This window comes from Paenibacillus sp. FSL K6-3182 (assembly GCF_037976325.1).
In the GTDB taxonomy this organism is placed as follows: domain Bacteria; phylum Bacillota; class Bacilli; order Paenibacillales; family Paenibacillaceae; genus Pristimantibacillus.
This window is the reverse complement of record NZ_CP150265.1, coordinates 4091714-4113442: the sequence shown is the minus strand read 5'-3', so window position 1 is coordinate 4113442 and position 21729 is coordinate 4091714. Positions and strand designations below refer to the sequence as shown.

The window sequence follows — 21729 nt, the reverse complement described above, 5'->3', positions numbered from 1 at the left end:
TTCGAAGTAGGAGGCAGGCACACTAACCTGCCTCATAAACTCTGCTATGAAAGGATTCATGCGATATGTCGAATGCAAAACGAATGACGATAGTATTCACAATTTTAATCAGTATGTTCAGTTTAATGCCCATTTCGGCAATGGCGGATAAGGCAGCTGCTTCTTTTGAACTAAAGATTACTAGTCAAGAAGCCAAAACTGAAATTTCAGTAGTGGGAAAAAACTTAACCGATGTATTTGCCTATGATATTTCGATGAAATACGATTCCACTCGATTGAAGTTTGTTGGAGCACGTACTGCTTTGACAGGTTTTTCTGTCGATCCGATCGTAAAGAAGGGGACCATTCGGTTTGCCCATACGAAGACAGGAAATTCAGCTGGCGAGACAGGGGACAAAGAGCTGGTATTTCTGAAATTTGAGCGAATGGCTGAGGGGAATGCTGAGGTCAGCCTTCAAGCTGTGCAGCTTGTTAATTCGAAATTGGAGATGAATGAACTGAAACCTGTGCTGCAGGTAACTGTAGCTGGAAAATCTATTTCTGTGGATTGGAAAGATATTAAAGGACATTGGGCGGAGAGTGCGATTAGGGAAGCGGCAGAGCTCGGTTTTGTTACGGGGTATGCCGATGGAACATTCCTTCCTAACCGCGCAGTAACGCGTGCGGAGTTCTCTGCTATGATGGTTCGGGCGCTTCATCTAGAACTTGGAGCAGACAGTAAACTTGCCTTCAAAGATAGCGATAGAATAGCTGCGTGGGCGAAACCGTATATCGCAACAGCGGTTAAGGCAGGTCTACTAAAAGGTTATGATGACGGAAGCTTACGCGCAGACCAGTTAATTAATCGGACAGAAATGGTTGCTGTCGTCATGAGGGCTCTTGATCTAAAAGCAGACCAAAAAACGAAGCTGCAGTTTGTGGATGCGTTAGAAATTCCTGTTTGGGCGACTGGTTACGTAGCTGCAGCTGTGGAGACAGGAATAATCAAAGGGCGAAATGGTAATCGGTTTGCACCTCAAGAGCATGCTACTCGGGCTGAGTCGGTAGTCGTCATCCTTGCAATGCTGAAGCAAAAATAGAACGATAAACAATAACAAAGGAAAGTCGAGGGGAAAAAAAGTATGAGAAAAACCATGAGTCTTCTATTAGCTTTAGTGATTGGCTTCACATTATGCTTGCCTATGACTAGTACGGCGTATGGCGAAGCGGGTGGAACGGGAGCAACGATGGCGGTAACCGATTTAACGACGGAGTACACGAACAATCCGATCGGTATTGATGTGGTGAAGCCAAGGATGAGTTGGAAGCTTCAGTCCGATAAACGTGGACAGCTTCAAACAGCATACGCCATTCAGGTAGCTAGCACCAAACAGAAATTGCTGGATAATCAACCGGACGTGTGGAATACCGATATAGTTGATTCGAATCAATCGGTAAATGTCGTTTATGACGGCAAACCTCTGGAGTCTGGCAAACGTTACTTTTGGAGAGTAAAAGTATGGGACTTGAACAATGAGAAGGCTTCAGAATGGAGTGATCCTGCTTGGTGGGAAATGGGTCTTCTCCATGGTTCGGATTGGCAAGCGGAATGGATCGGTATGAGCGACGCGAACAATATGACAACAGAAGGTCTTAAATGGGTTTGGTTTCCGGAAGGGAATCCGGCTTCAAATGCTCCTGCAGGAGATCGCTATTTTCGCAAAACCATTCAATTGCCGTTAGACCGGACAATAACACAAGGAAAATTTTTATTAACTGCGGATGATGGGTTCGTGTTATATGTGAATGGAAAGCGAATGGGCAGTTCTATCAAAGCGGTCGATTCATGGAAAGAAGGCAAAATTGTAGATGTCTCAAGTGCACTCATTCCTGGATCTAATACGATTGCAATCCAAACATCAAACGATGGCGGACCTGCTGGTCTTCTTGGCAGCTTGAAAGTGGTATTTGAGGAAGGAACACCTCTTCAATTGAATATGGATCAAGGTTTGAAAGCGGCCAAGGTAAAGATGGAGGGATGGGAGAAATCAGATTTTGATGACAGCAGCTGGTCAGCTGCGATGATCGTCGCGTCCTATGGGGAGTCGCCGTGGGGGAAAAACGTAAAAATTACAGCTTCGCCTCCTTACATTCGCAAAGGTTTCTCTTTAGAGAAGTCCATTGCAAAAGCAAGACTTTACTCCAGCGCTCTCGGAATATATGAACCTAGCATTAACGGCAAACGTATAGGCAGAGATTTATTTACGCCAGGATGGACAGATTACACGAAGCATATTCAATACCAGACTTATGATGTAACTGATTTGCTTCAAAACGGTGACAACGTCATTGGCGCTATATTGGCTGAGGGATGGTATTCCGGACATGTCGGTTTTATTGGTCCGAACATTTATGGCGATAGCAATTATTTGTTCATGCAATTAAATCTTGAGTACACAGACGGTTCAACAGAAACAATTGGAACGGATCAATCATGGAAATGGGCTACAGGACCAATTGTATCTTCTAGTATTTTGATGGGAGAGACCTATGATGCAACGAAGGAATTAGACGGATGGGATACTCCTGCCTTCGATGCATCGAGCTGGGATTCGGTTCAGAAATTAGAGGATGAAGTGACTGGGAAGCTAGTCGCCCAGGATGGCCCAACGGTACAAATAATTGAAGAAATTAAGCCGATTAAGATGACAGAGCCGGAACCTGGCAAATATGTGTTTGATTTAGGGCAGAACATGGTCGGAACCGTAAGGCTAAAAGTAAGCGGTGAAGCAGGTCAAACGGTTACTCTGCGACATGCAGAGGTGTTAAACCCGGACGGGACCTTCTATACAGCAAACTTGCGTGCGGCAAAAGCAACGGACCGTTATACCTTGAAGGGCGGCGGAGATGAAGTATACGAGCCGAAGTTTACGTTTCATGGTTTCCGTTATGTGGAGGTGACGGGTTATCCCGGTGTGCCGAGTATGGATGCCGTTACAGGGCTGGTCATGCATACAGCAGCACCGTTTAGCGGCAAATTAGAAACTTCTAGTGCGATGTTGAATCAACTGCAAAGCAATATTACTTGGGGGCAGCGAGGCAATTTTTTAGAGGTTCCTACCGATACGCCTGCGCGTGACGAGCGTTTGGGTTGGACCGGTGATATCAATGTCTTTATTGGAGCTGCTGCTTTTAATATGGACGTGGCAAAGTTTATAGGAAGCAAATGGATGAGAGATTTGAGAGATGGACAATCGATTAACGGTGCTTTTCCCGATGTAGCGCCTAATGTTCTCGGAGAAAGAGGCAATGCCGGCTGGGGGGATGCTGGCGTTACCGTTCCGTATACCATTTGGCAGCGTTACGGAGATATCCGTGTTATTGAAGAAAATTATGATGAAATGGTTCACTGGATCGAATATATGAGAAAAAATAGCTCTGGACTTATTCGTCCGTCGTCGATGTATGGTGATTGGCTGGATGTGAATGATCCAACGCCAGGAGATTTAATCTCTACCGCTTATTTTGCGTACAGTACAAAACTGGTATCCGAAATGGGGCATGCCATCGGCCGTCAAGAAGATGCCGACAAGTACGAGCAGCTTTATGAGCAAGTGAAAGCAGCGTTTGTTAAAGCCTATGTTAGCGAAGATGGAAAAGTTAAAGGAAATAGCCAAACGGGATACGTCTTGGCTTTGTACATGGATTTGGTTCCCGAATCGAAACGTCAAGCTGCGGCGGATCATTTGGTAGAGCTGATTAAAGCGCGCGACTGGCATTTATCAACCGGTTTTCTTGGGACGAGAGATTTATTGCCGGTATTGAGCGAAACGGGACATTTGGATGTTGCTTACCGATTGCTCAACAATGACACTTATCCTTCATGGGGATATCAGATCAAAAATGGTGCGACTACGATGTGGGAGCGCTGGGATTCTATTAAGCCGGATGGCAGTTTCCAAGACATTGGCATGAACTCTTTTAACCATTATGCTTATGGAGCAGTCGGAGACTGGATGTATCAAAATATTGCCGGCATTCAACAGGACCCTGCAAGCCCGGGTTATAAGCATATTTTGATTAAACCTCGACCTGGTGGAGATTTGACTAGTGCCAAAGGATCGTACAATTCTGTTTACGGCATGATTGTAAGCGATTGGAAAAAAGAAGGGGATATTTTTAGCCAGCATGTCACGATTCCAGCAAACACAACGGCTACGGTCTATATCCCTGCAGACAGCAAGTGGGCAGTAACAGAGAGCGGCCAATTTGCATTGTCGGTGGAAGGTGTACAATTTGCTGGTATGGAGGAAGGCAATGCGGTATTCACTGTAGGCTCGGGTGATTATCAGTTTGTAGTTGATCCTATTATTGGAGAGTTAGGCAGTGCACTTGATGAAGCGGTGAAATTTCAAAATGAAGTAATAAGCTATTCCAATAATGGAGAGCTCACCAGCGAACAAACTCATGCACTTTCAGATAAAGGCGAGGCGCTTGCAAGCCGAATTGAAGCAAGTATTGAGGCGTACAAAGCAAGTGATGATACTCTCTTTATCGAGCAAGTTCATCATGCTTTATATGAAACAGACGGTTTACAGCTATGGTTGCAAGAACAAAACAATGCTGGGTCAATAAACGACATTATTGCTAAAAAATTAGCAAATCTTGTTTCAAACGCAACAACGTTTTTGTCAGCCATTAGTAATGAAAAGCTAGGAATAAAGTGGTTAATTAGCCCTTCCGAGGTATCCGTACTGCCCGGAAATACATTTACAGTTGAAGTGAAAGCAACTAACGATGGCGATGTGAGCATTAATGATGTTCGTTATACTCTCCAGAAACCCGAAGGATGGGAAGTCACTTCGATAGGAGATAACCAAACGTCTGTCATTAAACCAGGTGAAACGTTTGCTGCTGCATTTCGTGTGAAAGTGTCGGAGCAACAAAAACCCACTAGCCTATTTAATATAGTTGGCAGCGGAAGCTACAAAATAAATGATGCAACAGTGGAAGTGCCTTTGAAGACGACAATAAAGATCGATTCGCCAATTATTATCAAAGCATTAAAGGCTGAACCAGCAACAATCGAGCCTAGCGGTACAGCAACGGTTAATACAACCATTCAAAATAAAGGAAGCTTTTCCGTTGAAGGATCTATAGAGCTCAGTGCTCCTTTAAACTGGACGGTTTCCCCTGCACACCAAGCCTATAGCCTTGAAGCCGGTGAAGAAAAGAATATTAGTTTTGAGGTGAAATCACCGCTTCTTGCCGTTGAAACGGCTGCTGAGCTACATGCGATTGCTTCGTTTAATGGAGCTGAAGCAGCCAAGAGCAGTACGACCATTCAAGTGCGTTATAAAAACCCGCCGCTAGACTTTTACGATCATGTAGACGTTGGCGAACAAGGCTCTGAACAAAAACATAATGTAAAGTTTTCCGCTCAGTCCGGTGCAAATGTTGAGGAGGGATTAACGAGAAGGTATGTTAATCATGGAGACGCAAATGGTTATTTCCAATTTGATATGACCGTTGAGTCAGGCAAACCTTTCATCATTAGGGCAATCGAAACGTATGATCGGGCACAAATGAAAGATTATTATGTATTGGTAAACGGAACGAAAGTGCTCAGCCGCGTGAATGAAAAAGATAGCCGAGGTATTGTAACCTATCAATTTGTTGTTGATGATATCTCTTTAACAAAGGATGGCAAGGTGACTGTTCGGTTCCAAGAAGATGAGGAAGGACGCAATTATGATCCTTCGATTGCCGACGTTTGGACGATGCCGCTGAACGCAGAATATGTCTCATTACAGGATATTCCTGCTAGAGTAGCTGGGGACTCCATAACGATAGCGGGGTATACGACACTCGATAAAGTGGAGGTAAAGGTACTAGGGCCGGATCAAGCAATGTTGTTCAATAAAGAATTGCCTGGCGGTGTATTTAGTGCATCCTATTTAATAGAAAAAGATGCGTCTTCGGGAACTTATACAGTGGTTGCAGGCAATGGAACGACGCAAGCAATCAAGCGTTTCGAAGTAAGTGCAAATATCCCTGTTACTGAACTAAAGCTGGATCGTTCTTCCATCGAATTGAAGGATGGTGAAAGCATTGAAATTTCTGCGACCGTCTTTCCGGCAAATGCAACAAACAAAAATGTGCATTTTGTCTCTAATCATGAGAACATCGTTGTCACGAATGTTCATTATGATGAGGCTAGTGCAGCAACCAAAGCAACCGTTACGGCAACCAATAAGGGAGCGGAAGCATTAACAGGTCTCATAACGGCGAAGACGGAAGATGGAGCAAAAACAGCTGAGCTGAATGTCAAAGTAACCGCAGTTGCTTCAGAAAAAGATATGGCCACACTGTCAGGTCCTGCAATGGTCTTCGCAGGGCAGGAGGCAGAGTGGACAATTGGAACGGACAATATAAGTTCGAATTTCACGGCTCTTGATGTTATTTTTCATTATGATCCGCAGAAGTTTGAATTCCAGACAGTGAAAGAAGGCATATCTCAAGCGTTAGATACGTCAGCCATTCAATCGTTGAAGCCGAATTTCGCTGTATTCGGGAGTGCGGTTAAACCAGAACTTGGCCAGATTCGAATCATTATGGCAACCACGGGTGAGCAGCAAGGCGGTATCGACAGTGGTCCTTTGTTCAGCCTCCACGGTAAGGTGAAGGCAGATGCGAAGGCAGGCAGCACGACCGCATCGTTGTCTGATTTCGAAGTATCGATGAATGGCAAAGGAACGATAATGAATGTGTCCCAAGCGTCGCTATTGATCGAAGTGAATCTTGCTGATAAAACGGCACTGAATGCAGCAATCCAGCAAGCGGAGTCCGCTCATGAAGCTGCGGTGGAAGGAACTTTACCTGGTCAGTATCCAATTGGAGCTAAAGCAGCATTGCAAGCAGCAATCAACAGCGCGACAGCCGTCAAGAATGATGCGAATGCGACAGGTGAGGAAGTTGCTGGTGCGCTTAATGCTTTGAATGCGGCTATGAAACAGTTTGCCGACTCGGTCATTCCATCGATTCCTGTGGACAGAACCGTATTGAACGCTGCGATTGCAGCAGCACAGACGAAACATGACAGGGCGATTGAAGGGACTAAGGTTGGAAAGTATGCTGCAGGATCAAAAGCGGCGCTTCAAGCAGCTATTAATACGGCCAAAAACGCTGGCAGCAGTCAGTGGCAGGTGGATGAAGCTGTAACGTTGCTAAACAAAGCTGTTCAAGTATTCACAGCGAAGATCGTGACATTAATCGAGGGACAAACGAAGGTTACGATTCGAGATCTATCGATTATTGCGAAGTTCTACGGCGTAACCTCAGCAGATCCGAACTGGTCTGAAATTGAGAAAGCGGATGTGCTAGGCATAAATGCAATTGACATTCGTACTTTAGCGGCAGTTGCCCAAATGATCCTCGACGAGTGGCGAACAGAATAGCATTTTTGTAATTGATTAAGAAAAATAATGGTTATGCTTAAAGTTAAGACACAGGGTCAAAGATCAAGGAAAAGAGCAGGTTATCGAAAAGATAACCCGCTCTTTTTTTCGCATTCCATTTGTATTCCAGATCTTATCTCTGATTTTCTCGCTCTATATTTGACAAAATCGCTTATAAGTGCGCAGAATTCTTATTGATCTTTTGGAGCAAAGTAACCAATAGTTCTATCTCTTCTGCTGATAATCCTTCGGCAAGCGTGTTATTTATTTCCGCAAGAATCGCTTGGAGCACCGGAGCAAACTCAAGTGCCTTCGATGTCGGGTAGAGCAGTGAAGAGCGGCGGTCCTTAGGATCAACTCTCCGCTCGATATATCCGGACTCCTCCAGTTGCTTTACTGAACGAGCCGTTGTTGCCTTATCAAATTTCAACTCATTGGTCATTTGATCCTGTGTTATGCCAGGTTGTTTCAGAATCAGCTTAAGGAAGCTTGGCTGCCCGCCACTGCCGATACCATAGGGCAAAAGCTCACCAGCGAGCTTTTTTTGATTTTGGCGATGAAGCTGAGAAATCAGCTTGCCGATCGGTTCCTGGTTCGATTTCATCATGCGCACCTCTTTAAATAAATTTCAAATCGTCGATTAGCCTTTCCTCAAACACTACATGAAATTGGTTGCACGCGCAACTACATTGTAGTACACTGGGTGTATTATTTGGTTGCGTTCGCAACTATATATCAATAAAGAGGCATGAGGTGCTAGGTATGAGTACAATCGGTGCAACCTATCAAGAGGATGAGGCGATCCAGAAAAAACGCTGGATGATCCTGATCGTATTAAATTTATTCACTTTTATGGCGACGCTTGATGGCAGCATTGTCAATATTGCTTTGCCTGTGCTGGTCAAGCAGCTGCATCTGCCTCTAGCGAAGGTAGAGTGGGTGACGACCATCTATTTAATGTCGATTTGCACGGCCATACTTTTCTTTGGAAAGCTGGGGGATATTGCTGGCAAAATAAAAATCTTCAAAATTGGTATGGTCGTTTTCATTTTTGGATCACTGCTTTGCGGACTAAGCTCATCCCTACCATTCCTCATCGCTTCACGGGTTATACAGGCGATTGGGGCTTCGATGACCATGGCCAACAGCCAGGGCATTGTCACCGATATTTTCCCGTCCACTGAGAGGGGCAAAGCGATTGGGTTGATCGGTACCTTCGTTTCGTTAGGCAGTATTGCGGGACCTAGCTTGGGCGGCATTATTGTCTCGACCTTAGGCTGGGAATATATTTTCTGGGTGAACGTTCCGATCGGACTGATTGCCATTATCCTCGGATGGAAGGTATTGCCTTCGGACTTTATCAAGGTAAAATCTAAAATCGATATTCCCGGTAGTCTTTTGTTCGCCGTGTTCATTATCGCTCTGTTTGCTGGACTGCTGCTTGGTCAGCAATTAGGGTATGGAGACAGCCTGATTATTTTATCACTGATCGTAGCAGGCGCTGCTTTTATCGCTTTTATAGGAGTGGAGCTTCGCAGTTCTCATCCGCTGTTGCAGCTTTCGCTATTTAAAAATTCTTTGTTTTCACTCAGTATTCTTTGCGGATTCCTTGTGTTTGTAGCTAACTTCTGCTTTAACATTATTGCACCTTTCTATGCGCAGAATATGCTGGAGCTCTCCCCCTTCTATGCAGGGTTCCTGCTTATGTTATTCCCGATCTGCATGGTCGTCATCTCTCCGATAAGTGGGGCATTATCGGATAAGATCGGCTCTGAGGCACTCACCTTCGCTGGGCTAATCGTTATGGTCATCGCACAGTTTGGGCTAGCCCGCCTGCATGACGGCAGCTCTGTTGTGCTCGTGGGCGTTTGGATCGCTATGCTCGGCATCGGCAGCGGTTTATTTCAGCCGCCAAACAATTCTCTTATTATGTCCAAGGTTCCACGCACACAGCTCGGCTCTGCCGGCAGTGTCAACTCACTGGTCCGCAACGTGGGTATGGTTGTCGGTATTACGCTTGCCACTACCATCTTGTTTCACGAAATGAGCAGCAAAGCCGGATACCGGGTAACCGACTTAATTCCAGGCCAACCCGCTATTTTCCTATCCGGCATGCATGTCGTATTCATGACATCATCGGCCATCTGCTTAGTATGTGCAATGCTGACTTGCTGGAGACTCGTCATTATGAAAAAAGCAAAAAGAGCAACAGCCTAAAAACGCATGACTTTAAGCATCCTTCCACGTTCTTGACTGTACAGTCAAGAACGTGGTAAGGTTATCTCATGAGCAGACCAAGAGAATTTGATGTCGATCGTGTTTTGCACCAGTCCATGGAAGTGTTCTGGTCCAAAGGGTTTAAGTCCACCTCTTATGAGGATCTAACCCGTATGACGGGAGTCAAGAAGCAAAGCTTATACTGTGTATTTCATGACAAGAGAGCCTTGTTCCTGAAGGCTTTAGCACATTATCGTGAACAGAGCATTTCGTTACTGAAAGAGCTGGAGGAGCAGAACATTTCTCCACTAGAGAAGCTCGACTCATTACGCAGATCTCTTCTAAACGATGAAGCCATGTGCCGAGGATGCTTAATGGTCAATTCGTCTCTGGAGTTCGGAAAAGAGGACGAGCAGGTCACTCGTGAAATCGAGCTCATGTTCCTCGAAGCCGAACAGGTTCTAGAGAAAATCATGAGCAGCGGTCAGCAGCAGCAATTGATCACCTCCCGTTTTTCCAGCAAAGAGCTTGCAGCTTATTTGAACAACGCTATTTCAGGCGCTAGAATTTTAGAGAAATCAGGCGCAGCTCGTGAACAAATCGAGGCGGTCTTGCGTACATCTTTTGCAATGATTTTGCCTTGATTTTTTTTGCTAAGATGTTGACCGATGAGTCAAGAATATGAAATGAATTCAGATGATAAACAAACACTACAACCTTAAGGAGGTGGTGGGCAGGTAATTCCCTTTGGATGAACATTCACATTAAAATCGCGCAGATTGCTGCAGGCGACTGCCTGTTATATTACGAAACATTATAAAATTAATTTTGGAGGCTATTATGAACTATACTCAAACCGTAGAACCGCTGTTTAAACCTTTCAAGTTAGGAAATTTGGAATTAGCTAATCGAATCGTCATGGCACCGATGACCCGTCAATTTTCACCTAACGGCGTGCCAGGTGCAAATGTAGCTTCCTACTATCGTCACAGAGCAGAGAACGGTGTAGGTCTGATTGTGACTGAAGGAACCATAATCAATCACCCGGATGCTTCCAATCAGCAGAACATTCCCCATTTTTACGGCGAAGCAGCCTTAAATGGCTGGGCAAATGTGGTGTCTGAAGTACATGAAGCAGGCGGTAAGATTATTCCGCAAATTTGGCATATGGGAGCACGCGGACATGTTGGCGATTATACGGAAGCAGAAATTGCAGATATCGTCCAATCGTTCGCACATTCAGCGCTGGAAGCCAAGCGGATAGGATTCGATGGCATTGAGCTGCACGGCGCGCATGGATATTTAATTGATCAATTCCTTTGGGAGAAGACTAACCCGCGCACGGATCGTTATGGCGGGGACATGCTGGCACGCACTACCTTTGCGGTAGAGGTTGTCAAAGCTTGCCGCCTGGCAGTCGGAGCAGAATTCCCCATCGTTCTGCGATTATCCCAATGGAAATCGAATGAATACACAGCAAAAATAGCAGAAACCCCGGAACTGCTGGAACAGTTCCTCGCCCCGCTCGTTGAGGCAGGCGTAGATATATTCCATTGTTCCACTCGCCGTTTCTGGGAGCCTGAATTCGAAGGCTCTGATCTTAATTTTGCCGGATGGGTCAAAAAGCTTACAGGCAAACCAACGATTACCGTTGGATCTGTTGGTCTTGATGGCGACTTCATTAGCCTTTTCCAAGAAGGAAAGGGTGCCGCTAACGTCGGGCTTGAAGGATTGATTCAAAGGCTCGAGCGTGAAGAGTTCGACATGGTAGCCATCGGCCGAGCGCTATTGGTTGATCCGGCTTGGGCAGCCAAAATCAGGGACGGCCGGACAGACGAGCTGATTCCATTTACTTCAGAGGCATTAAAAACACTAAATTAAGTCAGGATATTAATCGACTTTCAGGTGGAAATAATAGGTGAGTAAGCATGCTGCGTAATGCAGCATGCTTTTTTACATTTCATTTAAATCGTGCATTCATATTATTAGTCAATTGATGTGAAATGGGATAAAGCTCCATCTCCATGCATAATTGGGCGCTTCGAGGGTAATTATACCAAATGAAATATTGTCCGGAAAATGGAGGTGAATAACAGTGGAAGTATCCTTTTCTAGACTTCAAATCATTTTTTTATTGTTGTTATCGCTCGGAATATCGAATCATGTACTAATCATTCCGCATCTGTTAAAAGCAGCGGGACGCGATGCCTGGATTAGTATTCTGCTTGCTTATGCTGGATTGATTGTTTGGAGCCTGATCTTATATTGGATTTTAAAATCGATGAGTACTTTATCGTTTCAAAGCTGGATTGAAGGCCGAATCGGAAAAATCGGTTTTAATGTCATTGGCGGTGGATTCGCTCTATATTTACTGGTAGCCGGCATGATGATTGTTTTTGATACAACAAAAAACGTCAATATTTATTTCCTCCCGAGAACACCGAGTGCTATCGTTATCCTCAGCTTTATTTTCTTGGCTTACTGCGCTGCTAGAGGGGGACTCAAAACCATCGTATATATGTCTACCGTATTATTGCCTGTCGTTTGGATATTGGGAATCGGCGTAGCTATTATGACAAAGAACAGCAAAGATTACGGCATGCTGCAACCCATTTTGACAGAAGGAATAGGTCCAGATCTGAGAGGAATAGTGGTCGTTTTTGGAGGGAGCATAGACCTCATGGTGCTGCTTCTATTACAGCATAAATTGAAGAAACCTTTGAATTATAGCACCGTTTTTGTGCTGCTTACCTTATTAGTGGGATTGATCATGGGACCTACTATAGGATCTTTAGCTTCCTTTGGGCCGATCCAGGCTGAAAATTTTCGGTTTCCCGCTTTTGAACAGTGGAGGCTGGTGATGATCGGAAGACATATTTCGCATGTAGACTTTTTTGCAGCTTTTCAATTAATGGCCGGAAGTATCGTGAGAACGGCCCTTATCATCTATTTTTTAGCTCAACTTATTGGACGTGGTTCTGAGAAATATTCAAAAACGATTATGATTTGCATAACAGTTGTCATTTCTATACCTTCGCTATTAATGATTAGTGATATTAGCATGCAGGCGTTCATTCAGCGCTACTTCTATAGCTATTCACTGTGGTTTGGAGTAGCCATAACGGCGATACTCTTTATGATCACCTATATGCCACATCGAAGAGAGGAAGCCCAATGAATCAGCTGCTTGAAGAATCAAAGCTTTTTGTTGATCTAGAAACTAGCCTGCAAAGTGGAAGCCTAAGGAAGAGCCAATTGATAGATGTATTCTCCAATTACTCAGATGTGCAATTTCCCCCATTGCCGCAACTGGAGATGCAGGATAAGCTGACGGCATTTTATTGTGAAGGAATGGTTGATAAAACGGAGTTGAACATCTATTTCACCCGCATGTGCCAGTATATTAACGCCATGTTATGCGGTACGGATGAAGTACAGGCTCAAGTGGACGAATTACCCTTATTCGCAATAAAAACGACAGCTGAAGATATGGTGTCTCATTTATTTTGCGGCAGCTTGATTATATATTGTGAAGGAGCAGTGGACTTTTGGGTTGTTCACATTTCTAAGATTCCACAGCGGTCGTTGCAGGAATCGAATACAGAAATTTCAATTAAGGGGCCAAAAGACGCCTTCACGGAAGATTTGTTTACGAATATCTCACTCATTCGGAAACGGATGCAAACGGGTTTATTGTTCAGTGAGCAGTTCGTCATTGGGAACATTAGCAAAACCGAAGTATCTCTGCTTTATCTTAGTCATAAAGCGAACCCGGAAATGATAGCCGAAGCACGTAAACGATTGAGTAACATTGATTTGGAAAGTGTGGTAAGCAGTGGGCAGTTGGAGCAATGGTTATCGGATCGAACCTTCTCGCTGTTTCCATTAATTGATTATATTGGTCGCCCTGATTTTGTTATTGAAACCCTTCTGCGGGGGAGATTTATCATTGTAGTAGACGGATCACCCATGGTACTGATCGGACCGAGCAACTTTTTTGAGTTATTAAAATCACCTGAGGATGTCCATTTCCCATATTTTTATGTCATGCTCCAACGAACCCTTCGCATAATGGGGCTCGTCCTCAGTATTTTTTTACCTGGCTTCTGGATTGCCATTGCGACCGTAAATCTGGATCAAATCCCTTTTTCCTTATTATCAACAGTAGTCATATCTCGTGAAGGTGTTCCTATGCCTTCTTTCCTTGAAGCATTGCTGCTGTTATTTCAATTTGAATTGCTTAGAGAAGCTGGCGTTCGGCTGCCTAAAGCTGTTGGACAAACCATCGGAATCGTCGGCGGTTTAATTATTGGAGACTCGTTAATAAAGGCTGGACTTGCTTCACCGACATTGCTTGTTGTTATTGCTATTTCGGTGGTAGCTACATTTAGTTTGGTCAATCAGTCGTTGTCAGGAACAGTCAGCTTGCTCAGACTTTTTATTTTGCTGATTTCCTCTATGCTTGGCATTTACGGTTTCTTTCTGTGCATGTTTCTGATTCTGATCTATTTATGCAGGCTCGATTCGTTTGGGCTTTCCTATCTAGAACCGGTATCCTCCTTGCGAATGAAAGACTGGTTATCTGCGTTGCTTGCTGATCCATTCAGAAGGTCACGTTTCTCTTCGGCGATGTTAAACAAAAGGAAAAGGTGAGAGAAATGATGCGTAATTTTCGATTGACTTTTGTTCTGATAGTCCTCACGCTATGTATCTCAGGTTGTGCTTCAGATGTTAAGGATATTGAGAAATTGAATTATGCATCGGCAATTGGCGTGGATTACAAGGATGGAAAATATCACGGTTATATCCAGTTTGTTGATTTTCAATCGATCTCTAAATCGACTGAAGGAAAGATGCAAACAGCGAAAATTTGGGTGGGCGAGGGGGTAGGAAGCTCTTTTGAAGAGTCCTTCTTTGCCCTATATCAAACCGCACAAGAACGAATTTATTGGGGGCATTTGACTTCTGTTATCGTGAGCGAAGCGGCTTTCATAAGAGGATTTGGGGAAATCTACGATAGTATTGTTCGATATTATGAATTTCGTTTAACACCTTGGGTATTCGGGACAAGAGAATCGGTAAAGGATATTCTCAGCACAGGTGGTTTTCTAGGACAGTCTCCGCTGAGCACCATTCTCCATGAACCGGAAGGAATTTATGCTCAAAGCTCTACTATAAAACCGATTAAGCTCCACCGATTAATCGGAGAGATATATGAACCTGGCTATACTTCTTGTATTCCAGTACTAGCTGTAAACAACAAGCAATGGAAGGAAAAAAACCAAAACGAGCCCAAACTGATGATTGATGGGGCTATATTTCTCAAAAACGAAGCTTATCAAAGCTACATCCCATTAAAAAAATTGTCCGGACTGCGCTGGATGCAGCAGGGTACAATTCGTGCAGGTGTATCTGTACCTAAAAATACGCAGGAAACCGTTCAAATTGTTGTTGAAAATCCTAAAACCAAGTTGAAGCTTGTAAGTGCGGAAGGAAAACCTAAATATAATATTGAGATTAAAGCGAAAGCTTATATCGTAAGCCAGACCAAGAACAGCTTTCTTGGGCTGAAGAAATTAACTGACGAGACGAAAAAAACAATCGATCAAGAAATTGTTGATTTATTCCGAACAGGAAAAGAGACGAAGACAGATGTCTTAAATCTTGAGCATGATTTATATCGACACCATTACCGCCAGTGGAAAGCCAGCTCTCCGGCAGGGGAACTGCTGTTAAAAGAAAATCCAATTAATGAAGTCAAAATTGACTTGAATATTGTGCATTCGAGTTCTGAAAAGTATTCTGTTACAAACCATAAAGACCCTTCGAAATAATACAAAGCGATGCTGTGATTATTTCAAGTAACCAAACTGCCGTGAAATTTCTTTAGCCGTTTTTAAGACTTTATTCGTATAGGAAATGATTCGATTTTCATCCATACGATGTATGGAGCTAATTAAAGTAAGAGCGGAAATAACCTGACCGTTCGAGTCTCGAATTGGAGATGAAATGGAAACTAAGTTTTCGTTGAATTCCCCAATTACGACGCAATAATCCTGTTTCCGAATACGTTTCAGTTCCTCTTTCAACAGGGAGGGGTCAGTAATTGTTTTTGAAGTAAACTTGCTAAGAGGTTGGTTCAACATTTTGTTCATATCAAGCTCATTTTGAAAGGCTAAAAGCATTTTTCCGGAACTCGTGCAATGTAACGGATTTCTCCCTCCCACAAAAGAACCAATGTCTTCTTTACTTGAACCCTCTCTTTGATAAATATAAGCTACTTCATTTTCCTCCAATACAGCTATTCGGAGTGCTTCGGAGGTTTCTTGCGCGAGACGCTCAATGAAGGGGCTTGCTGCTTCAGCTAAGTCCTCAAAGGACATAACCATAACATGATATAACGATACGATGCGTTGGCCAAGTCTGTATTTATGAGAAACTGGATCTTGAAAAACAAAACCTTCGCTCAGCAAGGTAGACAGCAGGCGGCTGGTTGTGCTTTTACCTAGACCTAATTCTTTGGCCAGTTCCGTTAGTCTTTTATCAGGCGTTTGCACAGTAAACAATTTTAATAAACGTAGTGCGTTTTTAACAGAAGAGAGCGTCTGCGGATTTGTATTCGGCACGAGTTGAAACCCCATTCTCCGATGTATATTTTAATTTAATAATTCCGTATACAGGAACAATTACATTGTTTGCGTCGACTTTGCCTATTATTATACATACATAAGAGCTCTTATCCAATCAAGTTTTTTAGAAGGAGGAGTAGTTGACAAGTGGAACATTTTTGATTTTGCAATCAGACTCAATCATGATTTGATAACGCTTACAAATTTGCGTGTGGAACGAACGTTTGAATGAACGGCCTGATAAAAGTAAACAAGAAAAGGGAGCTGAACAAATCATGGTTATGGATGAAGAGTACAAAAAATTAGTTTCTTTGATGGAACAACGAGTTGAGGTCAATAAGCATAAAGGGCTTGATATTGTCATTAAAAAAATTCCTGATTCCGATGTAGAAGGGGATCTGGACCCAAGGGTGATGAATGTTACTTTGGATATGCTGAAGGCGATGGCTTCCGGACCCAAGATGGAATTTGGTTCACTCGCTGCGGATAACATCGGTCAACTCAGAGCTATGATGGGATGGCCAAACGTAGATGTTACCGTTACCGAAATTGAAACAGATCATAAAACGATTGATGGCAAAGATGGTCCGATTCCTATCCGTATCTATTCGCCGCAAAAGAGCGGGCCTATGCCAGCAATTGTGTTTTTCCATGGTGGAGGTTTTATCGGGGGTTCTGTAGATAGTGTTGAAAACCCGTGCAAGTGTTTGGCAGAAAAAGCAGGGGCCGTTGTGGTGAACGTTGACTACCGCTTAGCGCCGGAGAATCCTTATCCTGCCGGACTTACCGATTGTTTTGATGCGGTCAAATGGGTATATGAGCATGCAGCTGAAATCAATGTCAACCCGGAACAAATCGGAGTGGCAGGCGACAGTGCAGGCGGGAATTTGTCAGCTGTGTGCTCTCTGATGGATAGGGATTTAGGAACCGGTATGATTAAATATCAGGCGTTGCTCTACCCTACGGTTAGCATGAGCGGCGTTGCTACCGATGATTTTGAATGGAATATGGAAGAGTATACCGTTAACCACAACCACGAACTTATTCAGGGAATCATACGAGCATTAGGCAGTTCTACGGGGCTTGAGAACATTTATTTGGATGGAAATACTAAAGTAACCGATCCTTATGTATCACCGTTGTTAGCAGACGATTTGAGCGGTTTGCCAGCAACCCTTATTATTGAAGCGGAATATGATTATCTGAGATTGGAAGGCGAGGCTTATGCCAGAAAATTAATTAGATCAGGTGTCAAGACGAAGATGATCAGGTACAACGGTGTTGACCATGCTTTTATGGACAAAATAGGGCTATATCCGCAAGCGGAAGATTGTATGAACGAAATCGCAAAAGGATTAAAAGAATTGCTTGCTTAACAAATGATGCCCATAACCTTGTGTAGAGGCTGTTTCAAAAGTAGAACTACTTACTTTTGAAGCAGCTTTTTTTGTTTTGTGAACAGATGATTATGCACTATAGATGACTCTTTCGAGTCATTTGGTTAAAAGTATACGTTGTTAAAATAAGAGAAGTACTTTTAGGAGAGTAGGTGAACCATTGCGAAAAATAATTATAGCAGCGGGGTTATTGTGTTTCATTCTAGTTTGCTTAGCAGCTTGCTCTGCTTCGGCTCCAGTGACAAACGACCCTGCAGCCATCGAGGTGAACTTGAGGACAGATCCTGACAAGCCAGTATCAGGCTCGCCGATAGAACTTATGGCAGATTTCACGGGAGCTGAGCTTACCGATTCCTCAGGGATGACATTTGAAGTCCGTGTGAAAGAGGAGCCTGTGTTTATTGAGGCAAAAAAGGAAGGACAAAATGTATTTAGCGGCACGTACACATTTCCAGAGCCGGGTACATACGAGGTCTACATGCATCTGTATACCGACGATATCCATGTGACGAAAAAGAAGCAGGTAGAGGTGCAATGAGAGCAGCTGTACAGAAATTAATGTTTGGTTTAATTGTGGCAATGCTGCCTATTTTGATTGGGGCAAGCAGTGTAAAGGCTGAAGCAACGGCGAAATCGTTGCAGATGTTGATTAATGAGGCCCAGGCAGGCGATATTCTGCTGCTTTCTTCAGGAACATATGAAGGCCCCATAATGATTGATAAACCGTTGCAACTGGCAGCAGAGTCTGGCGCAGAGGTTACGATTAAAAATACATCTGAAAAATCAGCCATACAAATAAAGGCTAACAACGTTTCTATCACTGGAATTAACATTTTGGATGAGAAGATTAAGAGAGACCCTACTATTTTAGTGCAAGCGAATGGCGTTTTACTGGATGGTTTGCAAATACACACTGGCTCCTTTGGTATCAAGATGAGGAAAGCAAATAACGGTGAAGTTCGAAACACAAGAATTGATTGGGTTGGCGTAGCTCAGAATCGTCCATTGAAACTTTCTGACAAAGGAAATGGAATAGACCTGTATGAGTCGAATGGGAATAACTTCGATGGAAATACGATTTCTTCTATGCACGATGGTATTTATATGGAGAACAGCGATGATAATTTAATTGAAAATAATCATTTTGAGCTGCTGCGTTATGGTGTGCATTGCATGTATACCAAAGGGACGGTCATTCGCAAAAATTACGGCAATCTGAACATTACTGGAGCAATGATTATGGCTGTTCGTGATGTCGAGGTTTCTGGAAACCGATTCAATAAACAAAGTGAAAGTGTTAATTCCCAAGGCATTTTATTGTTTGACGCACATGATACATCAATCATAGGCAATCATGTCGAGGGAAATCGCGTCGGGCTTTATGTTGAACAATCCACGCAAAACAAAATAGAAGACAATGCTGTAATCGGTAATTTTATTGGGATACAGCTGCTGGATGCTAAAGATAATGTGATCACTAAAAATCAGTTTGTAGGTAATGTGGCAAGCGCAGAAGCAAAAAATAGTATTGGCAATGCGCTAGACGGTAACTACTGGGATTCCTTCCAAGGCATTGATACGGATGGCGATGGCAGAAGCGAAATAGCCTATGCATTAAATCCTTTTTTTCAAAGTCTTGTTAAGGCGAAGCCAGGTTTTCAATTGTTTTTTCAGTCGCCAGGTATGATCTTTCTCGAAGATCTCTATCAGTCGGATAGACAGCTCTGGTCAACAGACTTTTCCCCGTTGATGCAGCCAAATGGGAAACTGAATGCTATATTACCGACACAAACGCTGCTGCATTCTGCATTAGTTGGCAGTGGACTTTTGATTTTGGCGTTTTTTATCATGTATATGGGGGTAAGAAAAAGATGAAAACGGGACGATTAGGTGCAGCACTTTTTTTACTTGTTATTTTGATGCTGGCAAGCGCTTGTGGAGCCAAGGAATACAAGCCTCAAGCAATTAACGAAGAAACGGATAAATGCGTCATCTGCAATATGGCCGTAAAGGATGATCCTTACGCAACCCAAATCATAACGAAGGACGGTCAGTCTTTAAAATTTGATGATATTGGATGCATGAATAAGTGGAAAGTTGAGAACGGAACCGAAACATTAGGTGCAGGGTTTGTTAGAGATCATAATAGCGGAGATTGGGTTAAATATGAGAAAGCTTATTATGCTTACGATGCTGCGTATATTACTCCAATGGCTTATGGCGTTATTGCCTTTGAGGATAAAGCGTCCGCTCAAGCTTACATCGACGAGCAAGGTAAGGGACAGCTCCTTAGCTCGGATGAGCTTGCTCATCATAAATGGGAAGTTAACCGAGAAATGATGGATATGGAAGACATGGAGAAGCACAATGAAAGCATGCATTCCGATGGAAGCAAAGATGAGATGAACATGGGCCATGAAACAGAAGGTAACCAGTCGTGATTCAGACGATTTATTTTGCAATAAGGGAATTGAAGTTAGGGTTTCGCAATCCGTGGGCCTATTCGTTTATGGGTCTTTTTGCATTATTTATGCTCTGCCTGCTCTTAATTAACGCACAAGGTTATGTTCAGGGCTATTCTGGCATTACCGGAACAACGCTTAATCTAGTCTTATATTTATTGCCATTGATGTCCCTGCTGCTCGGCTCGTTTTCTTTGACCGCAGAGAAGGAGGACGGGAGCTGGGAGCTATTATCGACATATCCTATCAGCACCTGGTCATTTATGCTCGGAAAATACTTAGGGCTTGCAGTTGTGCTGCTAGTTATCGTTTTTGTAGGTTTTGGCGCTGCGGGTCTTCTTGGTTTGGCCGCTGGATCAGGCTTTGGATTGCAGACATATGTGCAGCTGCTATCCTTTTCCGCCAGCATTGCTTTGTTTTTTCTTGCCATTGCTCTGCTCATAGGTACACTCGCGAAAAATCGCTGGCAAGCTTTAACGATTGGTGTAGCCATTTGGTTTTTTGCCATTATCGGCTGGCCGCCATTGCTTATTTCTGTCCTTGGCTTCATGCCATATCCCGTTATCAAGCCAGCAGTTACTTTACTCACATTTGTTAATCCGGCAGAGCTTTCCAGGCTTTTTACAGTGGTGAAGCTTGGCGGGGGAGCCATATTAGGTCCGGAATATTATGGATGGATCAAATGGATCAAGCAGCCTGCGGGGAGTATAGGTTTCGCTTTTACAGCTGTTCTATGGATAGGATGCGTGATCACAGCTGCACAGTTCATTTGGGAGAGGAGGCGATCACGTGCCTGATCCTTTAGTGAAGCTTGAAGGCGTCAAGAAATCAATAAAGAAGCAAGTCGTCATTAATGCGCTTGATTTGAACGTGGAACGAGGTCAAATTTTGGCTTTGTGCGGAGGAAATGGCGCAGGCAAAAGTACGATTTTAAGAATGATCGCAGGTATATCACAGCCTGACAGCGGTATTATTGCTGTTCAAGGCTTGCGCTGGAAAGAGGATCGCAAGCGTTATGCTGAGCTTATAGGTTACATGCCGGATGATTTTCGGTTTGGTACTGGATTAACAGCTTATGAAACACTTGCATTTTGGGCATCGCTGCGAGGGGTACCAAAACTAAGAGTACTGAAAGTGCTGGAGGAAGTAGGCCTTGCGGATACTGGGAAAAAATCAGTATCCTCCTTCTCGAAAGGAATGCGACAACGTGTATTGTTTGCACAGGCTTTATTGGCCAAGCCGCCCATTGTATTGATGGATGAGCCTACTAATGGTCTCGATCCATACTGGATTGAAACCTTCGTACGTATGGTGAAAGAAATCGCAGCGAATGGCCAAACTGTTATTTTTTCAACCCATCAACTTCACGTGGCAGAGGCGCTTGCTAACCGAATTGCTCTGTTAAGAGGCGGTCATATTGAGCTTGAAGGTTCTTCTGTACAGATTCGGGAGCAATTAGGCGCGAGAGGACTTCAGGATGCATTCGCAGAGTGGTTTGGATTAACGGGCAGCCTTAACGGATTTTAATTATTCCCTCATACACAAAACAAATCCCCCGACCTGTTTAGGCGGGGGATTTGTTGCATCT

At 43.7% G+C, this 21729-nt stretch carries 16 protein-coding genes; 14 read left to right on the top strand and 2 right to left on the bottom strand.

The window, feature by feature from the left end:
* Positions 1-65: 65 nt before the first annotated feature.
* Both MHH56_RS18130 and MHH56_RS18125 read left to right on the top strand, forming a co-directional pair.
* A complete protein-coding gene (locus MHH56_RS18130; RefSeq protein ID WP_339202964.1) occupies positions 66-1079 on the top strand; it encodes an S-layer homology domain-containing protein in 1014 nt (337 codons plus the stop codon).
* 42 nt (positions 1080-1121) lie between these two features.
* Positions 1122-7436: a family 78 glycoside hydrolase catalytic domain gene (locus MHH56_RS18125; RefSeq protein ID WP_339202963.1), complete on the top strand. Its 6315-nt coding sequence runs from the start codon at positions 1122-1124 to the stop codon at positions 7434-7436.
* 172 nt (positions 7437-7608) lie between these two features.
* Here MHH56_RS18125 and MHH56_RS18120 read toward each other — a convergent pair whose 3' ends face one another.
* Positions 7609-8040, bottom strand: coding sequence for a MarR family transcriptional regulator (locus tag MHH56_RS18120; RefSeq protein WP_339209652.1), 432 nt, complete (start codon positions 8038-8040; stop codon positions 7609-7611).
* Between the two features lie 158 nt (positions 8041-8198).
* On the opposite strand from MHH56_RS18120, the gene MHH56_RS18115 reads away from it, so the two are divergent.
* The 6 genes from MHH56_RS18115 (at position 8199) to MHH56_RS18090 (ending at position 15487) form a co-directional block, all read left to right on the top strand.
* Positions 8199-9653, top strand: coding sequence for an MFS transporter (locus tag MHH56_RS18115; protein WP_339202961.1), 1455 nt, complete (start codon positions 8199-8201; stop codon positions 9651-9653).
* 68 nt (positions 9654-9721) lie between these two features.
* The gene (locus MHH56_RS18110; protein ID WP_339202960.1) at positions 9722-10297 is read left to right on the top strand and encodes a TetR/AcrR family transcriptional regulator; all 576 of its coding nucleotides are present in this window, start codon (positions 9722-9724) and stop codon (positions 10295-10297) included.
* Positions 10298-10493: 196 nt separating this feature from the next.
* Entirely contained in the window at positions 10494-11534 is a 1041-nt protein-coding gene (locus MHH56_RS18105; protein ID WP_339202959.1) for an NADH:flavin oxidoreductase, read from the top strand.
* A 214-nt stretch (positions 11535-11748) separates the two neighbouring features.
* Positions 11749-12831, top strand: a complete 1083-nt coding sequence (locus MHH56_RS18100; RefSeq protein WP_339202958.1) for an endospore germination permease — start codon at positions 11749-11751, stop codon at positions 12829-12831.
* Positions 12828-14306: a spore germination protein gene (locus MHH56_RS18095; protein ID WP_339202957.1), complete on the top strand. Its 1479-nt coding sequence runs from the start codon at positions 12828-12830 to the stop codon at positions 14304-14306. The genes MHH56_RS18100 and MHH56_RS18095 overlap by 4 nt, the downstream gene beginning before the upstream one ends.
* Positions 14307-14311: 5 nt before the next feature.
* Positions 14312-15487 (top strand): Ger(x)C family spore germination protein, encoded by a 1176-nt coding sequence (locus MHH56_RS18090; RefSeq protein ID WP_339209650.1) that lies wholly within the window; start codon positions 14312-14314, stop codon positions 15485-15487.
* A gap of 18 nt (positions 15488-15505) precedes the next feature.
* Here MHH56_RS18090 and MHH56_RS18085 read toward each other — a convergent pair whose 3' ends face one another.
* Positions 15506-16279, bottom strand: coding sequence for an IclR family transcriptional regulator (locus MHH56_RS18085; protein ID WP_339202956.1), 774 nt, complete (start codon positions 16277-16279; stop codon positions 15506-15508).
* Between the two features lie 284 nt (positions 16280-16563).
* On the opposite strand from MHH56_RS18085, the gene MHH56_RS18080 reads away from it, so the two are divergent.
* The 6 genes from MHH56_RS18080 to MHH56_RS18055 all read left to right on the top strand — a co-directional run bounded on the left by MHH56_RS18080 (position 16564) and on the right by MHH56_RS18055 (position 21668).
* Positions 16564-17658, top strand: a complete 1095-nt coding sequence (locus tag MHH56_RS18080; protein WP_339202955.1) for an alpha/beta hydrolase — start codon at positions 16564-16566, stop codon at positions 17656-17658.
* Between the two features lie 181 nt (positions 17659-17839).
* Positions 17840-18217: a hypothetical protein gene (locus MHH56_RS18075; RefSeq protein ID WP_339202953.1), complete on the top strand. Its 378-nt coding sequence runs from the start codon at positions 17840-17842 to the stop codon at positions 18215-18217.
* Positions 18218-18237: 20 nt separating this feature from the next.
* On the top strand, positions 18238-19554 hold the full coding sequence (locus tag MHH56_RS18070) for a NosD domain-containing protein (protein WP_339202951.1): 1317 nt from the start codon (positions 18238-18240) through the stop codon (positions 19552-19554).
* Positions 19551-20120 (top strand): nitrous oxide reductase accessory protein NosL, encoded by a 570-nt coding sequence (locus MHH56_RS18065; RefSeq protein ID WP_339202950.1) that lies wholly within the window; start codon positions 19551-19553, stop codon positions 20118-20120. The genes MHH56_RS18070 and MHH56_RS18065 overlap by 4 nt, the downstream gene beginning before the upstream one ends.
* Complete coding sequence (locus MHH56_RS18060) at positions 20117-20938, top strand: ABC transporter permease (protein WP_339202948.1); 822 nt, start codon at positions 20117-20119, stop codon at positions 20936-20938. The genes MHH56_RS18065 and MHH56_RS18060 overlap by 4 nt, the downstream gene beginning before the upstream one ends.
* Complete coding sequence (locus MHH56_RS18055; protein ID WP_339202946.1) at positions 20931-21668, top strand: ABC transporter ATP-binding protein; 738 nt, start codon at positions 20931-20933, stop codon at positions 21666-21668. The genes MHH56_RS18060 and MHH56_RS18055 overlap by 8 nt, the downstream gene beginning before the upstream one ends.
* Positions 21669-21729: the final 61 nt, after the last annotated feature.